Source organism: Paeniglutamicibacter sp. MACA_103 (assembly GCF_045798555.1).
Classification (GTDB): domain Bacteria; phylum Actinomycetota; class Actinomycetes; order Actinomycetales; family Micrococcaceae; genus Paeniglutamicibacter.
Window position 1 is genome coordinate 26,374 of record NZ_JBIXLN010000029.1, and the last position, 18,648, is coordinate 45,021.

The 18,648-nt window shown below is 66.4% G+C and carries 15 protein-coding genes; 2 read left to right on the forward strand and 13 right to left on the reverse strand.

Annotation, left to right across the window (positions count from 1 at the left end; all coding sequences use genetic code 11):
- Positions 1 to 35: 35 nt before the first annotated feature.
- From ftsW to dinB, 11 genes are all read right to left on the reverse strand, one after another.
- Complete coding sequence (ftsW, locus tag ACIPVK_RS14235; protein WP_407612637.1) at positions 36 to 1,328, reverse strand: putative lipid II flippase FtsW; 1,293 nt, start codon at positions 1,326 to 1,328, stop codon at positions 36 to 38.
- Between the two features lie 9 nt (positions 1,329 to 1,337).
- On the reverse strand, positions 1,338 to 2,882 hold the full coding sequence (gene murD / locus ACIPVK_RS14240; RefSeq protein ID WP_407612638.1) for a UDP-N-acetylmuramoyl-L-alanine--D-glutamate ligase: 1,545 nt from the start codon (positions 2,880 to 2,882) through the stop codon (positions 1,338 to 1,340).
- Complete coding sequence (mraY, locus tag ACIPVK_RS14245) at positions 2,864 to 3,967, reverse strand: phospho-N-acetylmuramoyl-pentapeptide-transferase (RefSeq protein WP_407612639.1); 1,104 nt, start codon at positions 3,965 to 3,967, stop codon at positions 2,864 to 2,866. Before mraY ends, murD begins: the two co-directional genes overlap by 19 nt.
- Positions 3,964 to 5,442: a UDP-N-acetylmuramoyl-tripeptide--D-alanyl-D-alanine ligase gene (gene murF / locus ACIPVK_RS14250; RefSeq protein WP_407612640.1), complete on the reverse strand. Its 1,479-nt coding sequence runs from the start codon at positions 5,440 to 5,442 to the stop codon at positions 3,964 to 3,966. Before murF ends, mraY begins: the two co-directional genes overlap by 4 nt.
- A 13-nt stretch (positions 5,443 to 5,455) precedes the next feature.
- Positions 5,456 to 7,084, reverse strand: coding sequence for a UDP-N-acetylmuramoyl-L-alanyl-D-glutamate--2,6-diaminopimelate ligase (locus tag ACIPVK_RS14255; RefSeq protein WP_407612641.1), 1,629 nt, complete (start codon positions 7,082 to 7,084; stop codon positions 5,456 to 5,458).
- Positions 7,084 to 8,916: a peptidoglycan D,D-transpeptidase FtsI family protein gene (locus ACIPVK_RS14260; protein ID WP_407612642.1), complete on the reverse strand. Its 1,833-nt coding sequence runs from the start codon at positions 8,914 to 8,916 to the stop codon at positions 7,084 to 7,086. Before ACIPVK_RS14260 ends, ACIPVK_RS14255 begins: the two co-directional genes overlap by 1 nt.
- A gap of 76 nt (positions 8,917 to 8,992) precedes the next feature.
- On the reverse strand, positions 8,993 to 9,730 hold the full coding sequence (locus ACIPVK_RS14265) for a hypothetical protein (RefSeq protein ID WP_407612643.1): 738 nt from the start codon (positions 9,728 to 9,730) through the stop codon (positions 8,993 to 8,995).
- A gap of 2 nt (positions 9,731 to 9,732) precedes the next feature.
- Complete coding sequence (rsmH, locus tag ACIPVK_RS14270) at positions 9,733 to 10,728, reverse strand: 16S rRNA (cytosine(1402)-N(4))-methyltransferase RsmH (RefSeq protein ID WP_407612644.1); 996 nt, start codon at positions 10,726 to 10,728, stop codon at positions 9,733 to 9,735.
- A 171-nt stretch (positions 10,729 to 10,899) separates the two neighbouring features.
- Positions 10,900 to 11,328: a division/cell wall cluster transcriptional repressor MraZ gene (mraZ, locus tag ACIPVK_RS14275; protein ID WP_217389986.1), complete on the reverse strand. Its 429-nt coding sequence runs from the start codon at positions 11,326 to 11,328 to the stop codon at positions 10,900 to 10,902.
- A 591-nt stretch (positions 11,329 to 11,919) separates the two neighbouring features.
- On the reverse strand, positions 11,920 to 12,294 hold the full coding sequence (locus tag ACIPVK_RS14280) for a DUF3040 domain-containing protein (protein WP_407612645.1): 375 nt from the start codon (positions 12,292 to 12,294) through the stop codon (positions 11,920 to 11,922).
- 175 nt (positions 12,295 to 12,469) lie between these two features.
- Positions 12,470 to 13,672 (reverse strand): DNA polymerase IV, encoded by a 1,203-nt coding sequence (gene dinB, locus ACIPVK_RS14285; protein WP_407612646.1) that lies wholly within the window; start codon positions 13,670 to 13,672, stop codon positions 12,470 to 12,472.
- A 98-nt stretch (positions 13,673 to 13,770) separates the two neighbouring features.
- Between dinB and ACIPVK_RS14290 the strand changes: the two genes are divergently transcribed.
- A complete protein-coding gene (locus ACIPVK_RS14290; protein ID WP_407612647.1) occupies positions 13,771 to 14,877 on the forward strand; it encodes a polyprenyl synthetase family protein in 1,107 nt (368 codons plus the stop codon).
- A 112-nt stretch (positions 14,878 to 14,989) separates the two neighbouring features.
- Here ACIPVK_RS14290 and ACIPVK_RS14295 read toward each other — a convergent pair whose 3' ends face one another.
- Positions 14,990 to 15,346, reverse strand: coding sequence for an Rv2175c family DNA-binding protein (locus ACIPVK_RS14295; RefSeq protein WP_407612648.1), 357 nt, complete (start codon positions 15,344 to 15,346; stop codon positions 14,990 to 14,992).
- A 200-nt stretch (positions 15,347 to 15,546) separates the two neighbouring features.
- Here ACIPVK_RS14295 and ACIPVK_RS14300 point away from each other — a divergent pair, with 200 nt between their 5' ends.
- Positions 15,547 to 17,076, forward strand: coding sequence for a LysM peptidoglycan-binding domain-containing protein (locus tag ACIPVK_RS14300; RefSeq protein ID WP_407612649.1), 1,530 nt, complete (start codon positions 15,547 to 15,549; stop codon positions 17,074 to 17,076).
- 97 nt (positions 17,077 to 17,173) lie between these two features.
- Here ACIPVK_RS14300 and ACIPVK_RS14305 read toward each other — a convergent pair whose 3' ends face one another.
- The gene (locus ACIPVK_RS14305; RefSeq protein ID WP_407612650.1) at positions 17,174 to 18,646 is read right to left on the reverse strand and encodes a sensor histidine kinase; all 1,473 of its coding nucleotides are present in this window, start codon (positions 18,644 to 18,646) and stop codon (positions 17,174 to 17,176) included.
- Between the last annotated feature and the right edge of the window lie 2 nt (positions 18,647 to 18,648).

Sequence of the window (18,648 nt, forward strand, 5' to 3'; positions counted from 1 at the left end):
TGTACTACTTTCGGTGGATCGGTGTTTGCGGCTGATTACTTGGCCGCACGGCGCTTCGCGAGAAGCGCAGCCATGCCGCGCGGGGTTCCGGCCGGTTGCAGTCTAACGCGTTGTTCCCGGGCAAAGGACAGTACCACCCCGATGCCCAGGAACGCGGCAAGCAGGGCCGAGCCGCCGGAGGAGATGAAGGGCAGCGGGACGCCGATGACCGGCAGCAGGCCGGTGACCATGCCGATGTTGATGAAGGCCTGGCCGATGAGCCAGGCCATGATGCCGCTGATGGCCACGCGCCCGAACACGGTCCCGGTGCGCACCGCGATGCGGTACATGGCCACGGCCAGCATCCCGTAGAGCACGATGACGAAGAGGGTGCCCAGCAGGCCCATTTCCTCGCCCAGCACCGCGAAGATGAAGTCGTTCTGGGCCTCGGGGATGTGCGACCACTTCTGCCTCGACTGGCCCAGGCCGACGCCGAACCAGCCGCCGGAGGCCAGGGCGAAGAGCCCCTGTTCGGCCTGGTAGCAATAGTCCTGGGGGCCGTCGCCGCAGGCGATGTGCAGCCAGGCCAGGATCCGGCCCATGCGGTTGGGGGCCACGATCACCATCACCACGATCCCGAAGACGCCCACCAGGCCCGCAATGCCGAAGAGCTTGGCCTTGGCGCCGCCCACGAACATCACCACGGCCAGGATCAGCAGCAGGATCAGCGCGGTGCCGAGGTCGCGGCCCAGCAGGACCAGGAGCACCACCAGCAGCCCGAAGGGCGCCAGCAGCGGGATGACCGCGTGTTTCCACTGGTCCATCAGCTTGGCCTTGCGCTCGACCACCCAGGCGCCCCACAGGGCCAGGGCGACCTTGGCGAATTCGGAGGGCTGGATCGAGAACGGGCCGATGAAGATCCAGTTCTTGTTGCCGTAGATTTCCTGGCCGATGAGCAGCACCAGCACCAGCAGCAGCCCGGCGGCCCCCAGCGCCGGCCAGGCCAGCTTCTTCAGGGTCGGCAGGGAGATCAGTTGCATGCCCGCCAGGCAGAGCACGCCGATCAGCGCCCACAGCGACTGCTTGAAGAAGGCTTCGAAGGCCGACTGGTTCCGCGCGATGGCCTCCACCGAGGAGGATGAGAGCACCATGATCAGGCCCATGAACGTCAGGGCCAGCGTGGTGCCCAGCACGACGTAGTAGTTGATCTGGGCTCCGCGCAGCGAGGGGTCCTCGATGCGGGTGAACCACTTGGCCAGTCCGCGCGGTTCCCGACCCCGGCCGCGCTTGGGGCCCGTGGTGCCGGCCTTGGCGCTCCTGCCCCGTGGGGTACGGGATGTGCCGCTCACGACTGCTCCTTACCTGGGGTCGTCCCCCATGAGCGCACGGACCGCGTCGATGAAGGCATTGCCGCGTTGTGCGTATGAGGAAAATTGGTCCATTGATGCCGCAGCCGGCGCCATCAGCACGGTGTCCCCGGCCGTCGCGATGCCCGCGGCCGCCTTGACTGCCTGGGCCATCACGGCCCAGCCGGTGGCCGCGCCGTTGGATCCGGCACCGCCCTGCACACCAGTTTCGCGCACCTCGGCCTCGATCACCGGCACCTGCGGCGCGTGTCGTTCAAGGGCCGCCAGCAGCTTGGCGGTGTCGGTCCCGATGAGCACGACGGCCTTGAGCCGTTTGGCGTGGGCCGACACGAGCTCGTCGTATTCCACGCCCTTGGACAGCCCTCCGGCGATCCACACGACCGAGGAGAAGGCGCCCAGCGAGGCGCCGGCGGCGTGCGGGTTGGTGGCCTTGGAGTCGTTGATCCACAGCACGTCGTCGCGGCGGGCCACGGCCTGGATGCGGTGGTCCCCGGAATCGAAGCCGGCCAGGCCCTTGGCCACGGCGGCGGGCTCGACGCCGCAGGCGCGCGCCAGGGCCGCGGCGGCCGCGGCGTTGGCGGCGGTGTGCCGGGGCACGACCTCGCCGATCTGGTCCAGGGCGATGAGCTCGGCGGCGGAGTTGCGGCGGTCCTCGATGAAGGCGCGGTCCACCAAAAGGTCCTCGACGACCCCGACCATGGACAGCGACGGCACGGACGTGGTGAAGCCGATGGCGCGGCAGCCCTCGATCACGTCGGCGTTCTCGACCATGGCCTCCACGACCGGCTCGTCGGCGTTGAAGATGGCCGCGACGCGGGTGCGCTCGTAGATCTTGGCCTTGTCGGCCTTGTAGTTCTCGAACCCGCCGTGCCAGTCCACGTGGTCCTCGGCGATGTTCAGCACCACGGAGGCCAGCGGGGAGATGCTGTGGGTGAAGTGCAGCTGGAAGGAAGAGAGCTCCACGGCGATCACGTCGAAGCCCTCCGGGTCGCGGATCGCGTCCAGGATGGGGGTGCCGACGTTGCCGGCGGCGATGGCGCGCAGGCCCGCGGCCTTGAGGATCGACTCGGTCATGCCCACGGTGGTGGTCTTGCCGTTGGTGCCGGTGATGACGACCCATTCGGCGAGCTTGCGCCCCTCCTTCTCGCGGACGCGCCAGGCCAGCTCCACGTCGCCCCAGATCTCGATCCCGGCCTCGGCCGCGGCGGCGAGCATCGGTTGGCGCGGGTTCCAGCCCGGGGAGGCGATGAGCAATTGCGGGGCCTGGCCGTCGATCATCGGCAGCGCGTCGGTGTGTGCGGCGCCCAGGAGCACGTCGGCGGCGCCGACGATCTTCAGGGTGTCGGCCCGCGAGCGGTTGACCTCGGTGTCGGCGCCGTCGATGACGACGACCTTGGCACCGAGTTCGACCAGGGTGTCGGCGGCGGAGAAGCCGGACAGGCCCAAGCCCGCCACGACGACGCGCAGGCCCTTCCAGTCCGATTCCCAGCGGGTGAGGTGGTCCAGGTTGGCGTGCGTCACAGGGCCACGACCCATTCGGAGTAGAAGATGCCCAGGCCGGCGGCCACGAAGAGCCCGCCGAGGATCCAGAACCTGACCACCACATTCTCCTCGGCCCAGCCGGCGAGTTCGAAGTGGTGCTGCAGCGGGGCCATCTTGAAGACGCGCTTGCCGCCGGAGAGCTTGAAGAACCCGACCTGGATGATCACCGAGAGCGAGATGATCACGAAGAGCCCTGCCAGCACCAGCAGCAGGATCTGCGTGCGGGAGAGGATCGCGAACGCGGCAATCGCGCCGCCGATGGCCAGCGACCCGGTGTCGCCCATGAAGATCTTTGCCGGCTTGGCGTTCCACCAGAGGAAGCCGATCAGGGCGCCGCAGAGGATGGCGCCGAGCAGCGCCAGGTCCATGGGGTCCCGGACGGTGTAGCAGACGTTGGCCGCCACGTCGGTGCCGCAGGCCTGGTTCTGCTGCCAGATCCCGATGATGGTGTAGGCGCCGAAGACCATGATGGAGGCGCCGGTGGCCAGCCCGTCCAGGCCGTCGGTGAGGTTCACGCCGTTGGTGGTGGCGGTGACGATCAGGTTGGACCACAGCACGAACAGGATCAGCCCGAGCAGCGGGCCGGCGAAGGCCAAATCGATGTTGGTGTCGCGCAGGAACGAGATCGCCGTCGAGGCCGGGGTCAGCCCCTGGGCGTTGGGGAAGTTCAGCGCCAGCACGGCGAAGCCGATGCCGACCGCCGCCTGCAGCACGATCTTTTCCCAGGCCCGCAGCCCCAGCGAGCGCTTCTTGGCGATCTTGATGAAGTCGTCCAGGAACCCGACCAGGCCCATGCCCGCGAAGAGCAGCAGGACCAGCAGCCCGCTGGCCGTGATCCCGGAGGAGGGCCGCTGCATCAGGGCCAGCAGCCCGTGGGTCACGAAGTAGCTGAGGATGACCGCGACGATGATGATGACCCCGCCCATGGTGGGCGTGCCGGACTTGGTGGCGTGGCTGGTCGGTCCGTCGTCACGGACCACCTGGCCGTACTGCCGGCGGGTGAGCATGCGGATGAACAATGGCATGGTGACCATCGTGAAGATCAAGGCAATGCCGGATCCCATGATTAGAGCAATCACTGCGCCGAGCCCTCCTTTGCGGCGGAAGCACCGCTGGTAGTTTCGGCAATTTGGTCGCCCAGGTGCCGCAGCCCCGAGCCGTTGGAAGACTTGAAGAGCACGATGTCCCCGGGAAGCAGGTTTTCGTTGAGGATCCGGGCTGCGGCCTTGGCGTCCTCGGCGTAGTACGCCTCGTCGCCCCAGCTGCCCTCGAGCACCGCGGAGTTGTAGGCCAGCTTGGCCCCGCGCCCCACGACAAGCAGTTTCTTGATGTTCATGCGCACCGCGATGCGGCCGAGCATGTCGTGTTCGTGGCGGGAGTCCTCGCCGAGCTCGAGCATTTCGCCCAGCACGGCCCAGGTGCGCCGTGCGTTGCCCTGCGCGTCGGGCAGGCCGAGTTCGGCCAGGGTGCGCAGCGCGGCGCGCATCGAATCCGGGTTGGCGTTGTAGGCGTCGTTGATGATGCTCACCCCGTCGGCCCGTTCGATGCGTTCCATCCGCCAGCGGCTGGTGGGGCCCAGGCCCTGCAGGGTCGCGGCGATCTGCGCCGGCGCGAGGCCCAGGTACTCGGCCACGGCGGCGGCGGCCAGGATGTTGGCCACGTGGTGCCGGCCGATGAGCCCGGAGGTGATCGGGTGGGCCGAGGAATCGGCCGCCACCAGGGTGAAGACGGGGTGGCCGTCGGCGTCGACGTCCAGGCCGCTTGCCCAGACGCCCGGCGCGGTGTCCCCGGCGGCGCGTTGCACGCCGAAGTCCATGACCGGGGCCACGGTGCGGCTGCGCATGGCGGCCACGAGGTTGTCGTCGTGGTTCAGCACCGCAAGCCCGGTGGCGGGCAGTGCCTCGACCATCTCGCCCTTGGCCTTGGCGATGTTCTCGATGCCGCCGAATTCCCCGGCGTGCGCCGAGCCCACGCCCAGGACCACCCCGACCTCGGGGTGGACCATGTCGGTGAGGTAGCGGATGTGTCCGATGCCGGTGGCACCCATTTCCACGACGAGGTACTTGGTCTCGGCCGTGGCCCGGAAGACCGTCAGCGGGACGCCGACCTCGCCGTTGTAGGAGCCGACCGGTGCGATCGTGGGGCCAAGGTTGGCCAGCAGCGCGGCCAGCAGGTCCTTGGTGGTGGTCTTGCCGGCCGAACCGGTGATGCCCACCACCCGCAGCCCGTTGGAGGCCTTGAGGCGCTCGACGATGGCGGCGGCGATCTGCCCCATGGCGATGACGGCGTCGGGGACGATGATCGCGGGGTGCACGGCACCGTCCGGTGCGTGGGTCTCGCGCTCGGCCAGGGCCAGCACGGCGCCCTGCTTCATGGCAGCGTCGATGAAGTGGTGCCCGTCGGAGGACTCCCCCGGCTTGGCTACGAAGAGCCAGCCGGTTTCGCAGCTGCGCGAGTCGGTGTCGACCCCGAGGACGGGCGTGTCGGCGCGAGCCGTTGAGGAGAGTCGCCCGCCGGTGATTTCGGCGATTTCGGCGGAAAGAAGATCAATCATGGCACCTAGGACTTTACCCTTCATCCGCGGGATCGAAGGAATCGGAAACAGCGGACAGGGGGTTGAAACCGTGGGCGAGCAGTGCCCGGCGCAGTTCCTCGCGGTCGTCGAGTTCCAGGTTGACACCCATGACTTCCTGGAAGACCTCATGTCCCCGTCCGGCCACCAGGATGGTGTCGCGTTCCCCGGCCATGGCTACTGCGGCCGCGATTGCCGCGGCCCGCGGATGGACCTCGCGGACCTCGCTGCGCAGGCCGTGTTCCCGGATTTCGGCACGCGCCCCGGCGGCCACGGCGGCCCGGATGGGTGCGGGGTCCTCGGAGTGCGGGTCGTCGTCAGTGACAATGACCACGTCTGCGTGTCTTGCGGCCACGGCGCCCATGATCGGGCGCTTGGTCGCGTCGCGCTCCCCGGTGGCCCCGAAGACCACGATCACGCGGGATCCGGGCTCGGCCGAGCGCACCGAGGACAGGGCGCGGGCCAGGGCGTCGGGGTTGTGTGCGAAGTCGACGATGGACGCCGGGGCCTGCGCGATGACCTGCATGCGGCCGGGCACCTCGACGGTGAGGGGGTTGGCGGCATCCAGGGCCTCCTGCAGCCGTTGGGGGTCGACGCCGGAGGCCAGCACCATCAGCACGGCCAGGGCCGCGTTGGAGACGTTGAAGTCCCCGGGCAGGCCCGTGGCCGCCTTCAGCACGGTACCCTCGGGGCCGCGCAGTTCGAAGCGGTGGCCCAGCCCGGCCGGGACCACGTTGTCGATGACCCAGTCGGCGTCGGCCGCCGCGGGATCGGTGGCAAGGGTCCAGACCTCGGCGGTGGCCTGCGCCGCCATCTTCCGGCCCCAGTCGTCGTCGACGGTGATGACCGCGCGGTCGCTGCGTTCCAGGTCGAAGAGCAGGGCCTTGGTCTCGAAGTACTCCTGCATCGAGCCATGCAGGTCAAGGTGGTCCTGGGTCAGGTTGGTGAAGCCGGAGACGGCGAAGCGCAACCCGTCGACCCTGCGGTAGGACAGCGAGTGGGAGGAGACCTCCATGGTTGCCGCCTCGACGCCGAGTTCCCGCATGCGGGCCATCAGGCCGTGCAGCTGGGGGGCCTCGGGGGTGGTGAGGATGCTGGGGATCGGCGTCTGCCCGGCGGCGATCTCGATGGTGCCCACCAGGCCGGTCTCCCGTCCCAGGGCACGCAGCACCGAGCGGATCATGTAGCTGGTGGTGGTCTTGCCGTTGGTGCCGGTGAGCCCGAAGAGTTCGGGGCAGGCCTCGTCGGTTCCGTAGACCAGCGCGGAGAGCTCCCCGATGACCTCGCGGACCTGGTCCACCAGCAGCACCGGCAACCCGAGGGCCGAGGCGGTGGCCTCGCCCTCGATGTCCGTCAGGACGGCGGCGGCACCGGCCTGCGCGGCGCCCGGGGCGAATTGCGCCCCGTGGAACCGGGCGCCCGGCGCGGCGACGTACAGGTCCCCGGGCTGCACGGCGCGCGAGTCCAGGCAGATCCCGGTGACCGTCGCCCCGCCGTTTCCGATGATGTTCGCGCCGCGCCCGGTTTCATGCAGGTATTCGAGCATGGCGGTCAAGGTCGTGGCGCTTTTGGCCGATGGGCGCAGCAGGGCTTCCGCCGCGCGGGGGGTGAGGGCTTCAGGCATTACCAGGATTTCTTTTGTTCGGATCCGATGAACACGTCGTAGCCATTGGGCTTCGAGTTGCTCGGCGCAACGTTGTAGGCGTTGAGGGTCTTGCTCATGACTTCGCTAAAGGTGTTGCCGACCGACCACGACTTCCAGTCGCCCTTGGGGCGGTACATGGTGACCACGACGGCAATCTCGGGGTCGTCCAGCGGGGCGACGCCGGCAAACGAGTTGGTGTACCCGTCATAGCCGCCGTTGGGGCCGGCGGCCTGGCCGGTGCCCGATTTGCCGCCGACGCGGTAACCGGACACAGCCATCTTAGTGCCGGTGCCCTCCAGGACCACAGTCTCCATCATCCGGAGCATCTTCTTGGAGGTCTCTTTCGAGAACACCTTTTCGCTCTTGGGCGCGGCGGGCTTTTCGACCGTTCCGTCGGGGTTGATGTAGGAATCGATCAACGTGGGATCGATGCGCACCCCTCCGTTGGCGATCGTCTGGGTGATCTGCGCGGTGTGCAGGGCGGTCTGGGTGTAGGCCTGGCCGAACATGGTCGCGTACTGCTGGCGTCGCTCCCAGTCCTGGGGAGGGGCCAGGATGCCCTGGCTGGCCCCGGAAAGGCCTATGTCGATGGCCTTGCCCAGCCCAAGCTTTTTCATGTACTTGTAGCGCGTCTCGTTGCTCATCTTGTTGCCGATCATGACGGTGCCGGTGTTGTAGGACCTGGCGAAGATGCCCGCGGCGGTCATGTCATAGGTCGCATGCTTCAACGAGTCGTTGATGGTTTCCTTGTTGATCGTGTACGCGTTGGGCACCTTGAACGCATCGGTGGGCTCCATCACGCCTTCCTCGAGTGCCGCGGCGAAGGTCGGGACCTTTCCGGTGGACCCCGGCTCGAAGGCCTGGGTGATCGAGGCGGAGGTGCGGAAGCGGGCCTCGGTGGCACTGGGATCGTTGGGGTCCATTTGGTTTGAGTCCCCGATGGCGATGATCCGCCCGGTCTTCACCTCGGTGACGATCACCGAGACCCAGTCCGCGTTGAACTGCTCCTGCTTCTTCAGGGCCTCTTCCTGGGCGATGAAATTGATGTCGCCGTCGATGGTGAGCTTGATGTCCTGGCCGTCGACGGCCGGCACCTCGGTCATTTCCGCCACGGGGATCCGCACGCCGTCGGCACCGATCTCATAGGTGCGGGTCCCGGCGGTTCCCTTGAGTCGGTCGTTCTGGCTCAGTTCCAGGCCTTCGGCGCCGTTGTGGGACTGCTGGTCCTCGGAGTTCTTCACGAATCCGAGCAGGGGCCCGGCCACCACGCCGTTGGGGTACTGCCGCTCGCTGCGGAGCTGGCCGGTCAGGGTGGGGATGCGCAGTTCCATGACCGCGTTGCGCACCTCGGGGGTCACTCCCTTGGCCACGACCGAGTAGGCGTTCTTCTTGGCCCCGGGATCCCCGACGATGGCCGTGCGCACGGTGTCCACGTCCTGGTCGAGGATTCCGGCCAGCTCCCCCACGGCTTGTTCGATGCTGACTTTTTCGCGGGTGGCCCCGCCGGAGGGCTTGTTGCGCACGATCGGCTTCTCCGCATCGACCTTCCGCTGGTCGATGACCAGGTCGTAGCGATCGACGCTGGTGGCCAGGATCGTGCCCTTGGTGTCCAGGATCTGTCCGCGCTTGGGCTGGGTTTCCTGGACGCGGGTGCGGTTCTTGACCGCGTCGGCCGCGACGGCCTTGGCATTGAGCGACTGGACGAAGAACAGGCGGCCACCGATGAGCAAGAGCAGAACCAACGCGAACACCACGACAATGCGCAGGCGCGGATGCGTTGTTCCGGCGTTGGATGGGGATTTTTTGGGCATTCTGTCCTCAGCTCATACCGGGTGGGCGTGGTGGTGCGTGTCGTGGTCCGGGAAAGGCCCCGGATCCAAGGTACCCCTATTGTCCCGGGGTCTTGAGGCTCGGCGCGGGGATCGTGCCGCCGTTCAGCTCGGTCTTGGTAAAGCTGGGGCGGGAACCGTCGGTTGTCTCCGGGGCCTCTGCATCGGAGGCAGTGGTCTTAGGCGCGTTCCAGTTGTCCGCCGGAGCCGCCGGCGCGGCTGCCGGGGTCGTTGGCTCCGCGGTGGGGGCAGCGACCTTCGCGGCGACCGGGGCCTCGGGCTTGGCCGGTGCGTCGAGGGCAAGGGCCTTCGAGGCGGCGTCCTTGCCCGGTTTCTCGGCGGCGGTCGCGGTCCCGCTGACCTTGCCCGTTTCCAGGTTGATGGCGGCGGGCGTTCCGGGCTTCACCATGCCCAGGTCGGCCGCCTTCTTGGCCACCACCTGGGGTGCCCCGAGGTACAGGGCTTCCTGGCGCAATGCCTCGTTTTCCTGCGAGAGGGTGCGTTCCTGCCCGCGCAGGTCCACTGCCGTGTACTGGCCGTTGGCGATGTATACGTTGATCAGCAGCACGGCCACCACCGAGGCAATGACCAGCGCGAAGATGGAGACGATGAACGGGACCCGGCGCTTGGACCCGAGAGCCGGAACCACCGAGAGCGTCGTGCGGCGCTTGGCGGCCGGTTCCTGGGGGCGGGTCGCCGGTACCGGCCGCGGGGCGTGGCTGAGCGCGTTGGCACCCTGTGTTGCTGGAAGCTCGACTACGCGGGAACGTACGCGGCTGGGTGTCCGGTTGCTCATATTCAGCTCCTCTTCAGGATGCGTTCCACGGCTCGCAGCTTGGCTGAGGCTGCACGTGAGTTTTCTGCGATTTCTTGGTCGGTGGGCTTCTCGGTTCCCCGTGTGAGGACCTTGAATTGCGCCTTGTGTTCTTCCAGCTCGACGGGGAAGCCCGCCGGCGCCGAGGATTTGGAACCGGAGGCGAAGTGCCGCTTGGTGATCTTGTCCTCCAGGGAGTGGTAACTCATCACCACGACCCTGCCCCCGACGTAGAGGGAATTCATGGCCGCGGGGATGGCCCGGTCCAACACGTCGAGTTCCTCGTTGACTTCGATTCGAAGTGCCTGGAATGTTCGCTTGGCGGGGTGTCCCCCGGTGCGGGCCGCGGCGGCCGGAACGACGGAGCGGATGGCCGCCACCAGCTCCTCCGTGGTGCTGAAGGGCTTGGCCTTGCGCGTCTCAACGATGGCCGAGGCGATGCGTCCGGCGAACTTTTCCTCGCCCCACGCCCGGATGATGCGAACCAGTTCCGCTTCGCTGTATTCGTTGACGACGTCTGCGGCGGTTGGGCCGCGCGAGGTGTCCATGCGCATGTCCAGCGGCGCGTCGTAGGAGTAGGCAAAGCCACGCTCCCGTTCGTCGAGCTGCAGGGATGAAACCCCGAGGTCGAAGAGCACTCCGTCAATCCCGTCAAACCCGAGATCTTCGACGACGTCGGCGATCTCGTCGTAGATGGCATGGACGAGGTCCGTGCGGTTTGCATAGGGTTCCAGGCGTGCCCCGGCCAGGGCCAGGGCCTGCTCGTCGCGGTCGAGCCCGATCAGGTGGAGGTCGGGGAACCGCTGCAGCAGGGCCTCCGAGTGGCCACCCATGCCAAGGGTGCAGTCCACGACCACGGCACGGCCGCGGGCGGCAATGCCGGCTTCAATCCCCGGCTCCAAAAGCCCTACGCATCGATCGAGCAGTACTGGAACATGGCGTTCCGAGGCGGGTCGCTCTGCGGCTCCGTCTAAATTCACCGCTCCCCCTTTCGCGTGGGCATTGTGCTTCAGGTTTTGGCTGGGATCAGATCCCCCTCCGACCCGCTGCCGCCCAGCCTGGCTCCGGGGAAGTGGAGTCAGGATGCGCGTTGTACGGGCGGCTGGAGATCTCATCCAAGCCACTAGTCGACTTTCAACCACCGTGGGTGGCTAGAAACCCGGAAGTACTTCGTCATCCGTTTCGGAGAACACGTTCTCCTGTTGTTCGAGGTAGGAATTCCACGCGGTGGAATCCCAAATCTCGACCCGGTTGCCCGCGCCGATCACTGTGACCTCTCGGTCCAGCCCCGCATATGTTCGAAGCATGGACGGAATGGTGACCCGTCCCTGCTTGTCCGGCAATTCGTCCGAAGCGCCGGAGAGAAAAACACGTGCGTAGTCCCTCGCCTGGCGTGACGAGATCGGAGCCTGGCTCATTTGCTCGTGCTGCTTCTCGAATTCACGTTGGCTAAAGACGTAGATGCAGCGTTCCTGGCCACGAGTCAGAACTAAACCATTGGCTAATTCGTCCCGATATTTGGCCGGGAGGATTAATCGCCCCTTCTCGTCCAGGCGCGGCGTATACGTTCCAAGGAACATACAGACCGCCTCCCGGTTGAAAGAAGCAACTTGCTCCATTCCCCTCTATTTCGCTCCACTTTACTCCACAACCCTCCACTGTCAACGACCGATCCGGCATTTTGGCATGAAAATAGAACGAAAACTGTTGATTTTCCGGGGAATTCCGGCCGGGGGGCGAAGTGGAGGGGATCTCATTCAGATCAAACTCCCAGAAAACATGGGGTGACGGGAGACACATTGCCCGTTTCGAAAAAACGCCGGTTCATAAGGCAAATCAAGGTGACGCGAGAAATGACACCGGATCCAGGGGGGTGGACGTGGGGCAAAGTGGAGGAAAACCGGCATGCCGTCCGGAGGCAGCGCGACCGGACCGGATTAAAAATTGCGCCGATTGGTCATACTCGGCGCGTCGCCGGCTCTTATTGTCGATGCAGTGAAGCGTTTCGCTTGTTCCCGGCACCCGCGGCCTCCGCGCCAACCCGATGGAACCGCGGACTCAAGGGGCAGGCGATCGCCGGGCATTAAAAAGGCCAAGGCCCCGCGAATGCGGAGCCTTGGCCGAAAGGTCGTGGCGGAGCGTCCAAGCTCCGGTGCACCTGCCGTCTAGGGCTAGGAGCCGTGCTCGTCACGCTTGCGCTGTTCCCACTTGTTTTCAAGATCACTCATGAATCCGGGCTTCTGCGGGTTCTTCGTGGCGCCGGGAGCGCCGTTCTTCTTGGTGCCGCCCTTGCGTGAAAGGGCCAGATAAACGCCGCCAAACATGACGATGAATCCCAGGACGCCAACGATGATCAGTTGGCTTGAAACGCCATAGATCAGCACACCAAGCCCAACGATACCGATCAACGCGCCCAATGCTAGATTGCGCGTCGAATAGTTCCCCGCCGTCGACGCAGACTTCATCGTCGAGGCGAAGCGATGGTCCTCATGTAGCTGCTTTTCCAGCTGCTCCAGAAGACGTTGCTCATGCTCGGAAAGTGGCATCGTCTCTTCCCCTTCACTTCACGGTCCCGGCTCTCGCCTTTACCTACTTGAACGTTGTATGCCTTGGCAATGTTCCCGGCCGATTTGGCTGGCTAACGTCTACTTCCAGAATAGTCCCGAAACTCGCTAATAAGGTAGTCAGGAATCAACTCTGGGTGGAGTCACGGCGAATGTGTCAAGACTCCTGCCCAGGTTTTTTCTCATTTTGCCCATGTTCCAGCAAGGATGCCGGACGCAGCGCCCCCGCCGGGAACCGGGAGCGGATCAAATCCATGGTTGCCTCGGCCGTCCGCCAGTTGTCATCACGCGGGTCGATGCTCAACTGCATCCCGCCCCCTGCATTGCCCAGCTTCTCCGCCCGGATCCCCACTAGTCGCACGGCCTGTGGTCGCCTGCCGAGTTTTTCCAGCAGGCCCTCGGCAGCCCCCACGAGGTCCACGGCGGCGTTGCTGGGCACCGGAAGCGTCCGGCTGCGCGAGAGCGTGGAGAAATCGCTGTAGCGCAGCTTCAACGCCACCACCCCTGCCACCTTCCCGGACTCGCGTAGTCGAGCCGCCACGCGATGACCGAGATGCAGTATCTCGCGGCGCAACACCGCTTCATCCCACAGGTCTATGGCGAAGGTCTCCTCGGCACCGATGCTTTTCTCCTCACGTTCGGTCTCCACCGAACGGTCATCGAGCCCCCATGCGAGGTTATGCAGGTGGTTCCCGGTGGCTCCGAGTCTCCTGCTGAGCGTTTCCTGGGGCGTCTGGGCCAATTGGGCCACGGTCGTGATGCCCATCTCGCGCAGCACGCCGGCGGTCTTCGCACCGACTCCCCACAATGCCCCCACGGGCAGGGTGTGCAAATAGGACAGGGTCTGTTCGGGCCGGATCACCAACATGCCGTCGGGCTTGGCGCCAGTGGAGGCGACCTTGGCCACGAACTTCGAGGCGGCAAGTCCCACACTTGCCGGCAGGCCCAGCTCGCTGCGCAGCCGCGCACGGATCATTTGGCCGATGGCCTCGGGCGGACCAAGGCGGCGGATGCTTCCTGTGACGTCCAGGAAGGCCTCGTCGACGCTCAGTTGCTCCACCAACGGGGTGACCTGGTGAAAAATCTCCATGATCCGGGCCGAGTATGCCGAATACAGCGAGTGGGTTGGCTTGATGATGACGGCGTGCGGCGCCATCCGCATGGCCACGGACATCGGCATCGCCGATTTCACGCCGAGGGCCCGGCATTCGTAGGACGCGGAAAGCACGACGGACCGCTCGCCCGGAAACCCGACGATCACCTGCTTGCCCACCAGCTCGGGCCGGGTCAACAGCTCCACCGACACGAAAAAGGCATCCATGTCGACATGCAGTATCGCGCGTGCCTTGCCCTGAACCATGGATGAAGTCTAGCCAACGGGTCTGACAATCCGATGTGCGGCGGTGTCCCGGCTAGAGTTAAGAGGACACCACGCTGCTCGATCTATGGATGGGAATCATGACACTTTATGCTGCGGACACCTCCGACCCCGAACAGGCACGGGAACTTTCCGCAGGCTTCTCGGAACGGCTCGAGACGTCGCTCTCGACCTTCCTTGCAGAACAACATGAAGTCATCTCGGACATAGCCCCGGCGGCCGCGGAAATCGTCACCGCCATCGAGGACCTGACACGGGGCGGCAAGCGCCTGCGTCCGCTCTTTGCCTTCTGGGGCTACCTGGGGGCCGGCGGCGACGCCCAGGCTGCCGACATCGTGCAGGCAGGAGCGGCCATCGAGCTATTCCAGGCCGCCGCCTTGATCCACGATGACCTCATTGACCGATCTGACACGCGCCGGGGCCAGCCGAGCATGCACCGGCGGTTCGAGTCCATGCATCGCGCCTCGGGGTGGCACCGCGATGCCTCGCGCTTTGGCGAGGCCGCCTCGATCCTGGCCGGGGACCTCTGCCTCTCGCTGAGCGAACAGCTTTTCGCCACCATCAGCCCCATGGTTCCCGAGGCACGGACGATCTTCGACCGCATGCGCGCCCAGGTCATGGCCGGACAGTACCTGGACGTCCTGGAGGAGTCGGCCGGACCGTCCTACGGGCCCGCCGAGGCGGTCAAGCGGGCACGGACCATCGTGCGGTACAAGTCGGCGAAGTACTCCGTGGAGAACCCGACGCTGCTCGGCGGTGCGCTGGCCGGGGCCCCGGCCGACCTCCTGGACCAGTACTCCCGGTTCGCGCTGCCGCTGGGCGAGGCCTTCCAGCTGCGCGACGATGTGCTGGGCGTCTTCGGCGACCCGGCGATCACCGGCAAGCCCGCGGGCGATGACCTGCGCGAGGGCAAGCGCACCGAGATCATAGCCCACGCGCTGACCCTGGCCTCCGAGGAGGACCAAGTGTTCATCCAGTCGCGGCTTGGGGCGGATGACCTGCAGGAGGACGAGGTCAAGCGCATGAGCGCCCTGCTGGAGTCCTGCGGGGCGTTGGGCGCCACCGAGGCATCGATTGCCGAGCTTTCCGAGCAGGGGCTTTCGGCGCTGGAGGAACTCACCGTCGCGCCGCTGGCACGCCATGGACTGAGGACCCTGGGCCTGGCGGCCATTCGCCGCACGTCCTAGACGGGCCCGGAAGAGCACAAAGGCGAAGGTCCCCTCCACGTTTTGCGGGAGGGGACCTTCGCCTTTGGTGCGGTGCCGGCCGTTGGGCGCAGCACCTGAAGAGTTTTGCCGGCTACCAGCTCAGCGCCTGGGCGCGGCGGCGGATTTCGGTCTTACGTCCTGCGCGCAGCGCGTCCATGGGTGTTCCGCCCAACGACTCGTCCGGGGTGAAGAGCCACACGAGCAGCTCATTGTCCTCGTAGCCCGAGTCCTTCAGCACGGAGATCGTGCCCTTCAGGCTCTCGACGATGCCGCCGTCCTGCAAGAAGGCCGCGGGCACGCTGCGGATGTTCCGCGCCCCCACGCGAACGGCAATGATTGCCCGCTCATCGATCAGGCTATGGACTCGTTTGATGGAAACGTCCAGCGCTTCGGCCAGGTCGGGCAGGGGCAGCCATTCGGCCACAAGATTCTCAAGATTGCTCACCATTCCAGCGTGCCACATATACGGGTCGTTCTGGGTCCATATGAGTGATTTTGTCGTGGGATCTTTCACAATCCATGCTCCGTGGTGTAAATTCACAATAGTCACAACCGCACCATGAGTCACATAACGCACATGGGCCACACCCACGTGCGTTCATTTGCGACCGAACGATTCGTCCTTGCCCCGACCCAAAGGATCGCTCCATGTCCCTTGCACACAACAATCGCGTCAGAGCCATTGGCAGCGCCGTTGCCACGGCAGCAATCCCGGCGGTAGTCCTAGGTTCCCTTGCCGTCCCGGCCGAGGCAGCACCGCTGCCCACCCGAGATGCACTCCAGCCCAAGATCGCCACCCCGGCGATGGTAAAGGCGGCCGAGGCACGGATCAGCGCCCATTTGGTCGCAACCCACGTTCCGGGCTCGGTCATTCCCCTGGCCAAAAAAGGCGGAACCGCCACGGTCAAGAAGAACGACACGCTTTCGCACATTGCCGCCCGCACCGGCGTCTCGGTGGGCGACCTGAAGAAGTTCAACAAGCTCTCTTCCGACCTGATCAAGCCCGGGCAGGTGCTGCGCCTCGGCGGCAGCTCATCGTCCAAGGCGTCTCCCAAGGCCTCTTCGAGCAACAGCGGCTCCTCGGCCAAGGCACAGACCTACAAGGTCGCCCAGGGCGATGTCATGGGCTCGATCGCCAAGAAGCTCGGCGTTTCCCTTGCCGCCGTGCGCACCGCCGCGGGCAACCCGGCCAACGACACCATTTACGTCAACCAGACGCTCCGCTTCGGTTCCTCGGCCTCGAGCGCTCCGGCCAAGTCGGCCCCGAAGTCCGGGAGCACCGGCTCGCAGGGGACCTACACCGTGAAGTCCGGCGACTTCCCCTCGACGATCGCCATCCGGCACAACATGTCGGTGTCCGCCTTCATGCGGCTGAACAACCTGTCGAACCGCGACATCATCCGCCCGGGCCAGAAGTTGAAGATCAGCGGATCCTCGTCTTCTTCCTCGTCCAAGCCTGCGGCCCCGTCCGCACCCAAGGCCCAGTCCGGCGGCTCCAGCTACAAGGTGGTCTCCGGCGACACGCTCGGACACATCGCCCTGAAGACCGGGACCCCGCTGAACACCATCCTGCGCCTGAACCCGGGCCTGACCTACTCGACCGTGCTGAAGATCGGCCGGACGCTGAAGGTCAACGGCGGCGGCTCCGCGGCCCCGCAGTCCTCCGACGTCAACCCCACCGGCTCCAAGCCGTTGGTCGGCAACTCCTTCCTGGGCCGCACCTACAAGTCGGACGTGGTGGGATCGGCGAACGACAACAAGCGCGAGCTGCTCTCCCGCAACCTGCCCTCCCCGGCCGCCATGCAGTCGATGGTGGCCAGCACGGCCCGCCAGATGGGCGTTGACCCGGCCCTGGCCATGGCCCACGCCTTCCAGGAATCCGGCTTCAACATGAACTCCGTCTCCCCGGCGAACGCCGTGGGCGTCATGCAGGTCATTCCGTCGGCCGGCGAATGGGCCGAGGGCCTGGTCGGGCGCCAGCTCGACCTGCTCGACCCCCAGGACAACGTCACCGCCGGCGTGGCCATCATCCGCTCGCACCAGCGCAACGCGGATTCCATGGAAGAGGGCATCGCCTACTACTACCAGGGCGCCACCGGCGTGAAGCGCAACGGCATGTACGCGGACACCAAGCAGTACGTCGCCAGCGTCATGGCCCACCGGAACAAGTTCAACTAGCCCTTCCGGCCCCCAAGACGGGTGTGGCCCGGTTCCTGAGGAACCGGGCCACACCCGTCTTTTTTGTCCTTGCGCCCGCCCGCTGGGGCGGTGGCGGCTAGCGCCTGGCCGCGACCGGCAGTTCGATGACGACCCGGGTGCCCGGGCCGGAGCGGTCCTCCCAGTGGATGTTCCCGCTGAGCTCGCTGGTGACCAGGGTGCGCACGATCTGCAGCCCCAGGCCCTCCTGGCGGGGTTCGGCGGGCAGCCCCACCCCGTCGTCGCTGATGGCCACCCGCAGGATGTCCGCGCCCACCGCGTTGCGCCGGCGTCCGGCGTCAAGCACCACGGTGCCGTCGCGGTCCGCCAGCCCGTGCTCCACGGCGTTGGTGACCAGCTCGTTGATGACCAGCGAGAGCGGGGTGGCCAGCTCCGCGGGCAGGTGCCCGAAGGCCCCGGTCCGCTCGGTCTTGACCTTCTGCCCCGGCGAGGCGATCTCGACGATGAGCCGGAACTGCCTGTCGATCAGCTCGTCGAAGTCCACGTTTTCGCTCAGGCCCTGCGAGAGGGTCTCGTGCACCGCGGCGATCGTGGCGACCCGGCGCATGGCCTGGTCCAGGCCCTGGCGGCCCTCCTCCGACTTCATCCTGCGCGACTGCATGCGCAGCAGCGCCGCGACGGTCTGCAGGTTGTTCTTGACCCGGTGGTGGATCTCGCGGATCGTGGCGTCCTTGGACACCAGCTCCTTCTCCCGGCGGCGCAGCTCGCTCACGTCGCGGCACAGCACCAGCGCCCCGTAGCGGCCCTTGGCGTTGCGCAGCGGGATCGCCCGCAGCGACAGCGTCACCCCCAGCGATTCGATCTCGGTGCGCCAGGGCATCTTGCCCGAGACCACCAGGGGCAGCGACTCGTCGATGAGCCGGCGGTCGCTGACCAGTGACATCGTCGCCTCGGAGAGCGACTTGCCCTCCAGCGTCGCCGCGGCCCCCAGCCGGCGGTAGGCAGAGACGGCGTTGGGGCTGGCGTACTGGACCACGGCGTCGGCATCCAGCCGGATGAAGCCGTCGCCCACGCGCGGGGCGCCGCGCCGGGACCCGGTGGGCGTGGCGAAGTCCGGCCACAGCCCGCGGGTGCACATCCGCAAAAGGTCCTCGGCACATTGCTTGTAGGTCAGTTCCAGTCGCGAGGGCATGCGCGATCCGGCGAGGTCGAAGTGCACAGAAAGCACCGCCAGCGTGCGCCCGTTGCGCACCATCGGCACGGTCTCGATGAGCATCGAGTGCTCGCCCGAGGACGGCGCCCCGGCATCGGAGCGCACGATGTCCTGGGTCCGCCAGGCCTGTTCGACCAGCGGCTTGAGGTCCTTGCGGATCCGCTCCCCCACGAAGTCCGTGTGGAACACGGTGTGGGAGGTGGAGGGACGCACATGGGCCAGGGCCTTGTACGTCCCCTCCACCGGAAACCACAGCACCAGGTCGGCGAACGCCAGGTCCGCTATGAGCTGCCAGTCCCCCACCAGGAGGTGGATCCAATCCTCATCCCCCGGACCAAAATCGGCCGACTCTCGAATTTGGTCCGTGAAGATGGCCAAGG

What these genes read in the sequence shown, in the direction of transcription:
- ACIPVK_RS14300 (WP_407612649.1), top strand. Translation starts at nt 15,547, where the DNA reads ATGTCCCTTGCACACAACAATCGCGTCAGAGCCATTGGCAGCGCCGTT.
- murD (WP_407612638.1), bottom strand. Translation starts at nt 2,882, where the DNA reads ATGGGTCGTGGCCCTGTGACGCACGCCAACCTGGACCACCTCACCCGC.
- ACIPVK_RS14255 (WP_407612641.1), bottom strand. Translation starts at nt 7,084, where the DNA reads ATGCCTGAAGCCCTCACCCCCCGCGCGGCGGAAGCCCTGCTGCGCCCA.
- ACIPVK_RS14295 (WP_407612648.1), bottom strand. Translation starts at nt 15,346, where the DNA reads ATGGTGAGCAATCTTGAGAATCTTGTGGCCGAATGGCTGCCCCTGCCC.
- ACIPVK_RS14260 (WP_407612642.1), bottom strand. Translation starts at nt 8,916, where the DNA reads ATGCCCAAAAAATCCCCATCCAACGCCGGAACAACGCATCCGCGCCTG.
- murF (WP_407612640.1), bottom strand. Translation starts at nt 5,442, where the DNA reads ATGATTGATCTTCTTTCCGCCGAAATCGCCGAAATCACCGGCGGGCGA.
- ACIPVK_RS14265 (WP_407612643.1), bottom strand. Translation starts at nt 9,730, where the DNA reads ATGAGCAACCGGACACCCAGCCGCGTACGTTCCCGCGTAGTCGAGCTT.
- mraZ (WP_217389986.1), bottom strand. Translation starts at nt 11,328, where the DNA reads ATGTTCCTTGGAACGTATACGCCGCGCCTGGACGAGAAGGGGCGATTA.
- dinB (WP_407612646.1), bottom strand. Translation starts at nt 13,672, where the DNA reads ATGGTTCAGGGCAAGGCACGCGCGATACTGCATGTCGACATGGATGCC.
- ACIPVK_RS14280 (WP_407612645.1), bottom strand. Translation starts at nt 12,294, where the DNA reads ATGCCACTTTCCGAGCATGAGCAACGTCTTCTGGAGCAGCTGGAAAAG.
- ACIPVK_RS14290 (WP_407612647.1), top strand. Translation starts at nt 13,771, where the DNA reads ATGACACTTTATGCTGCGGACACCTCCGACCCCGAACAGGCACGGGAA.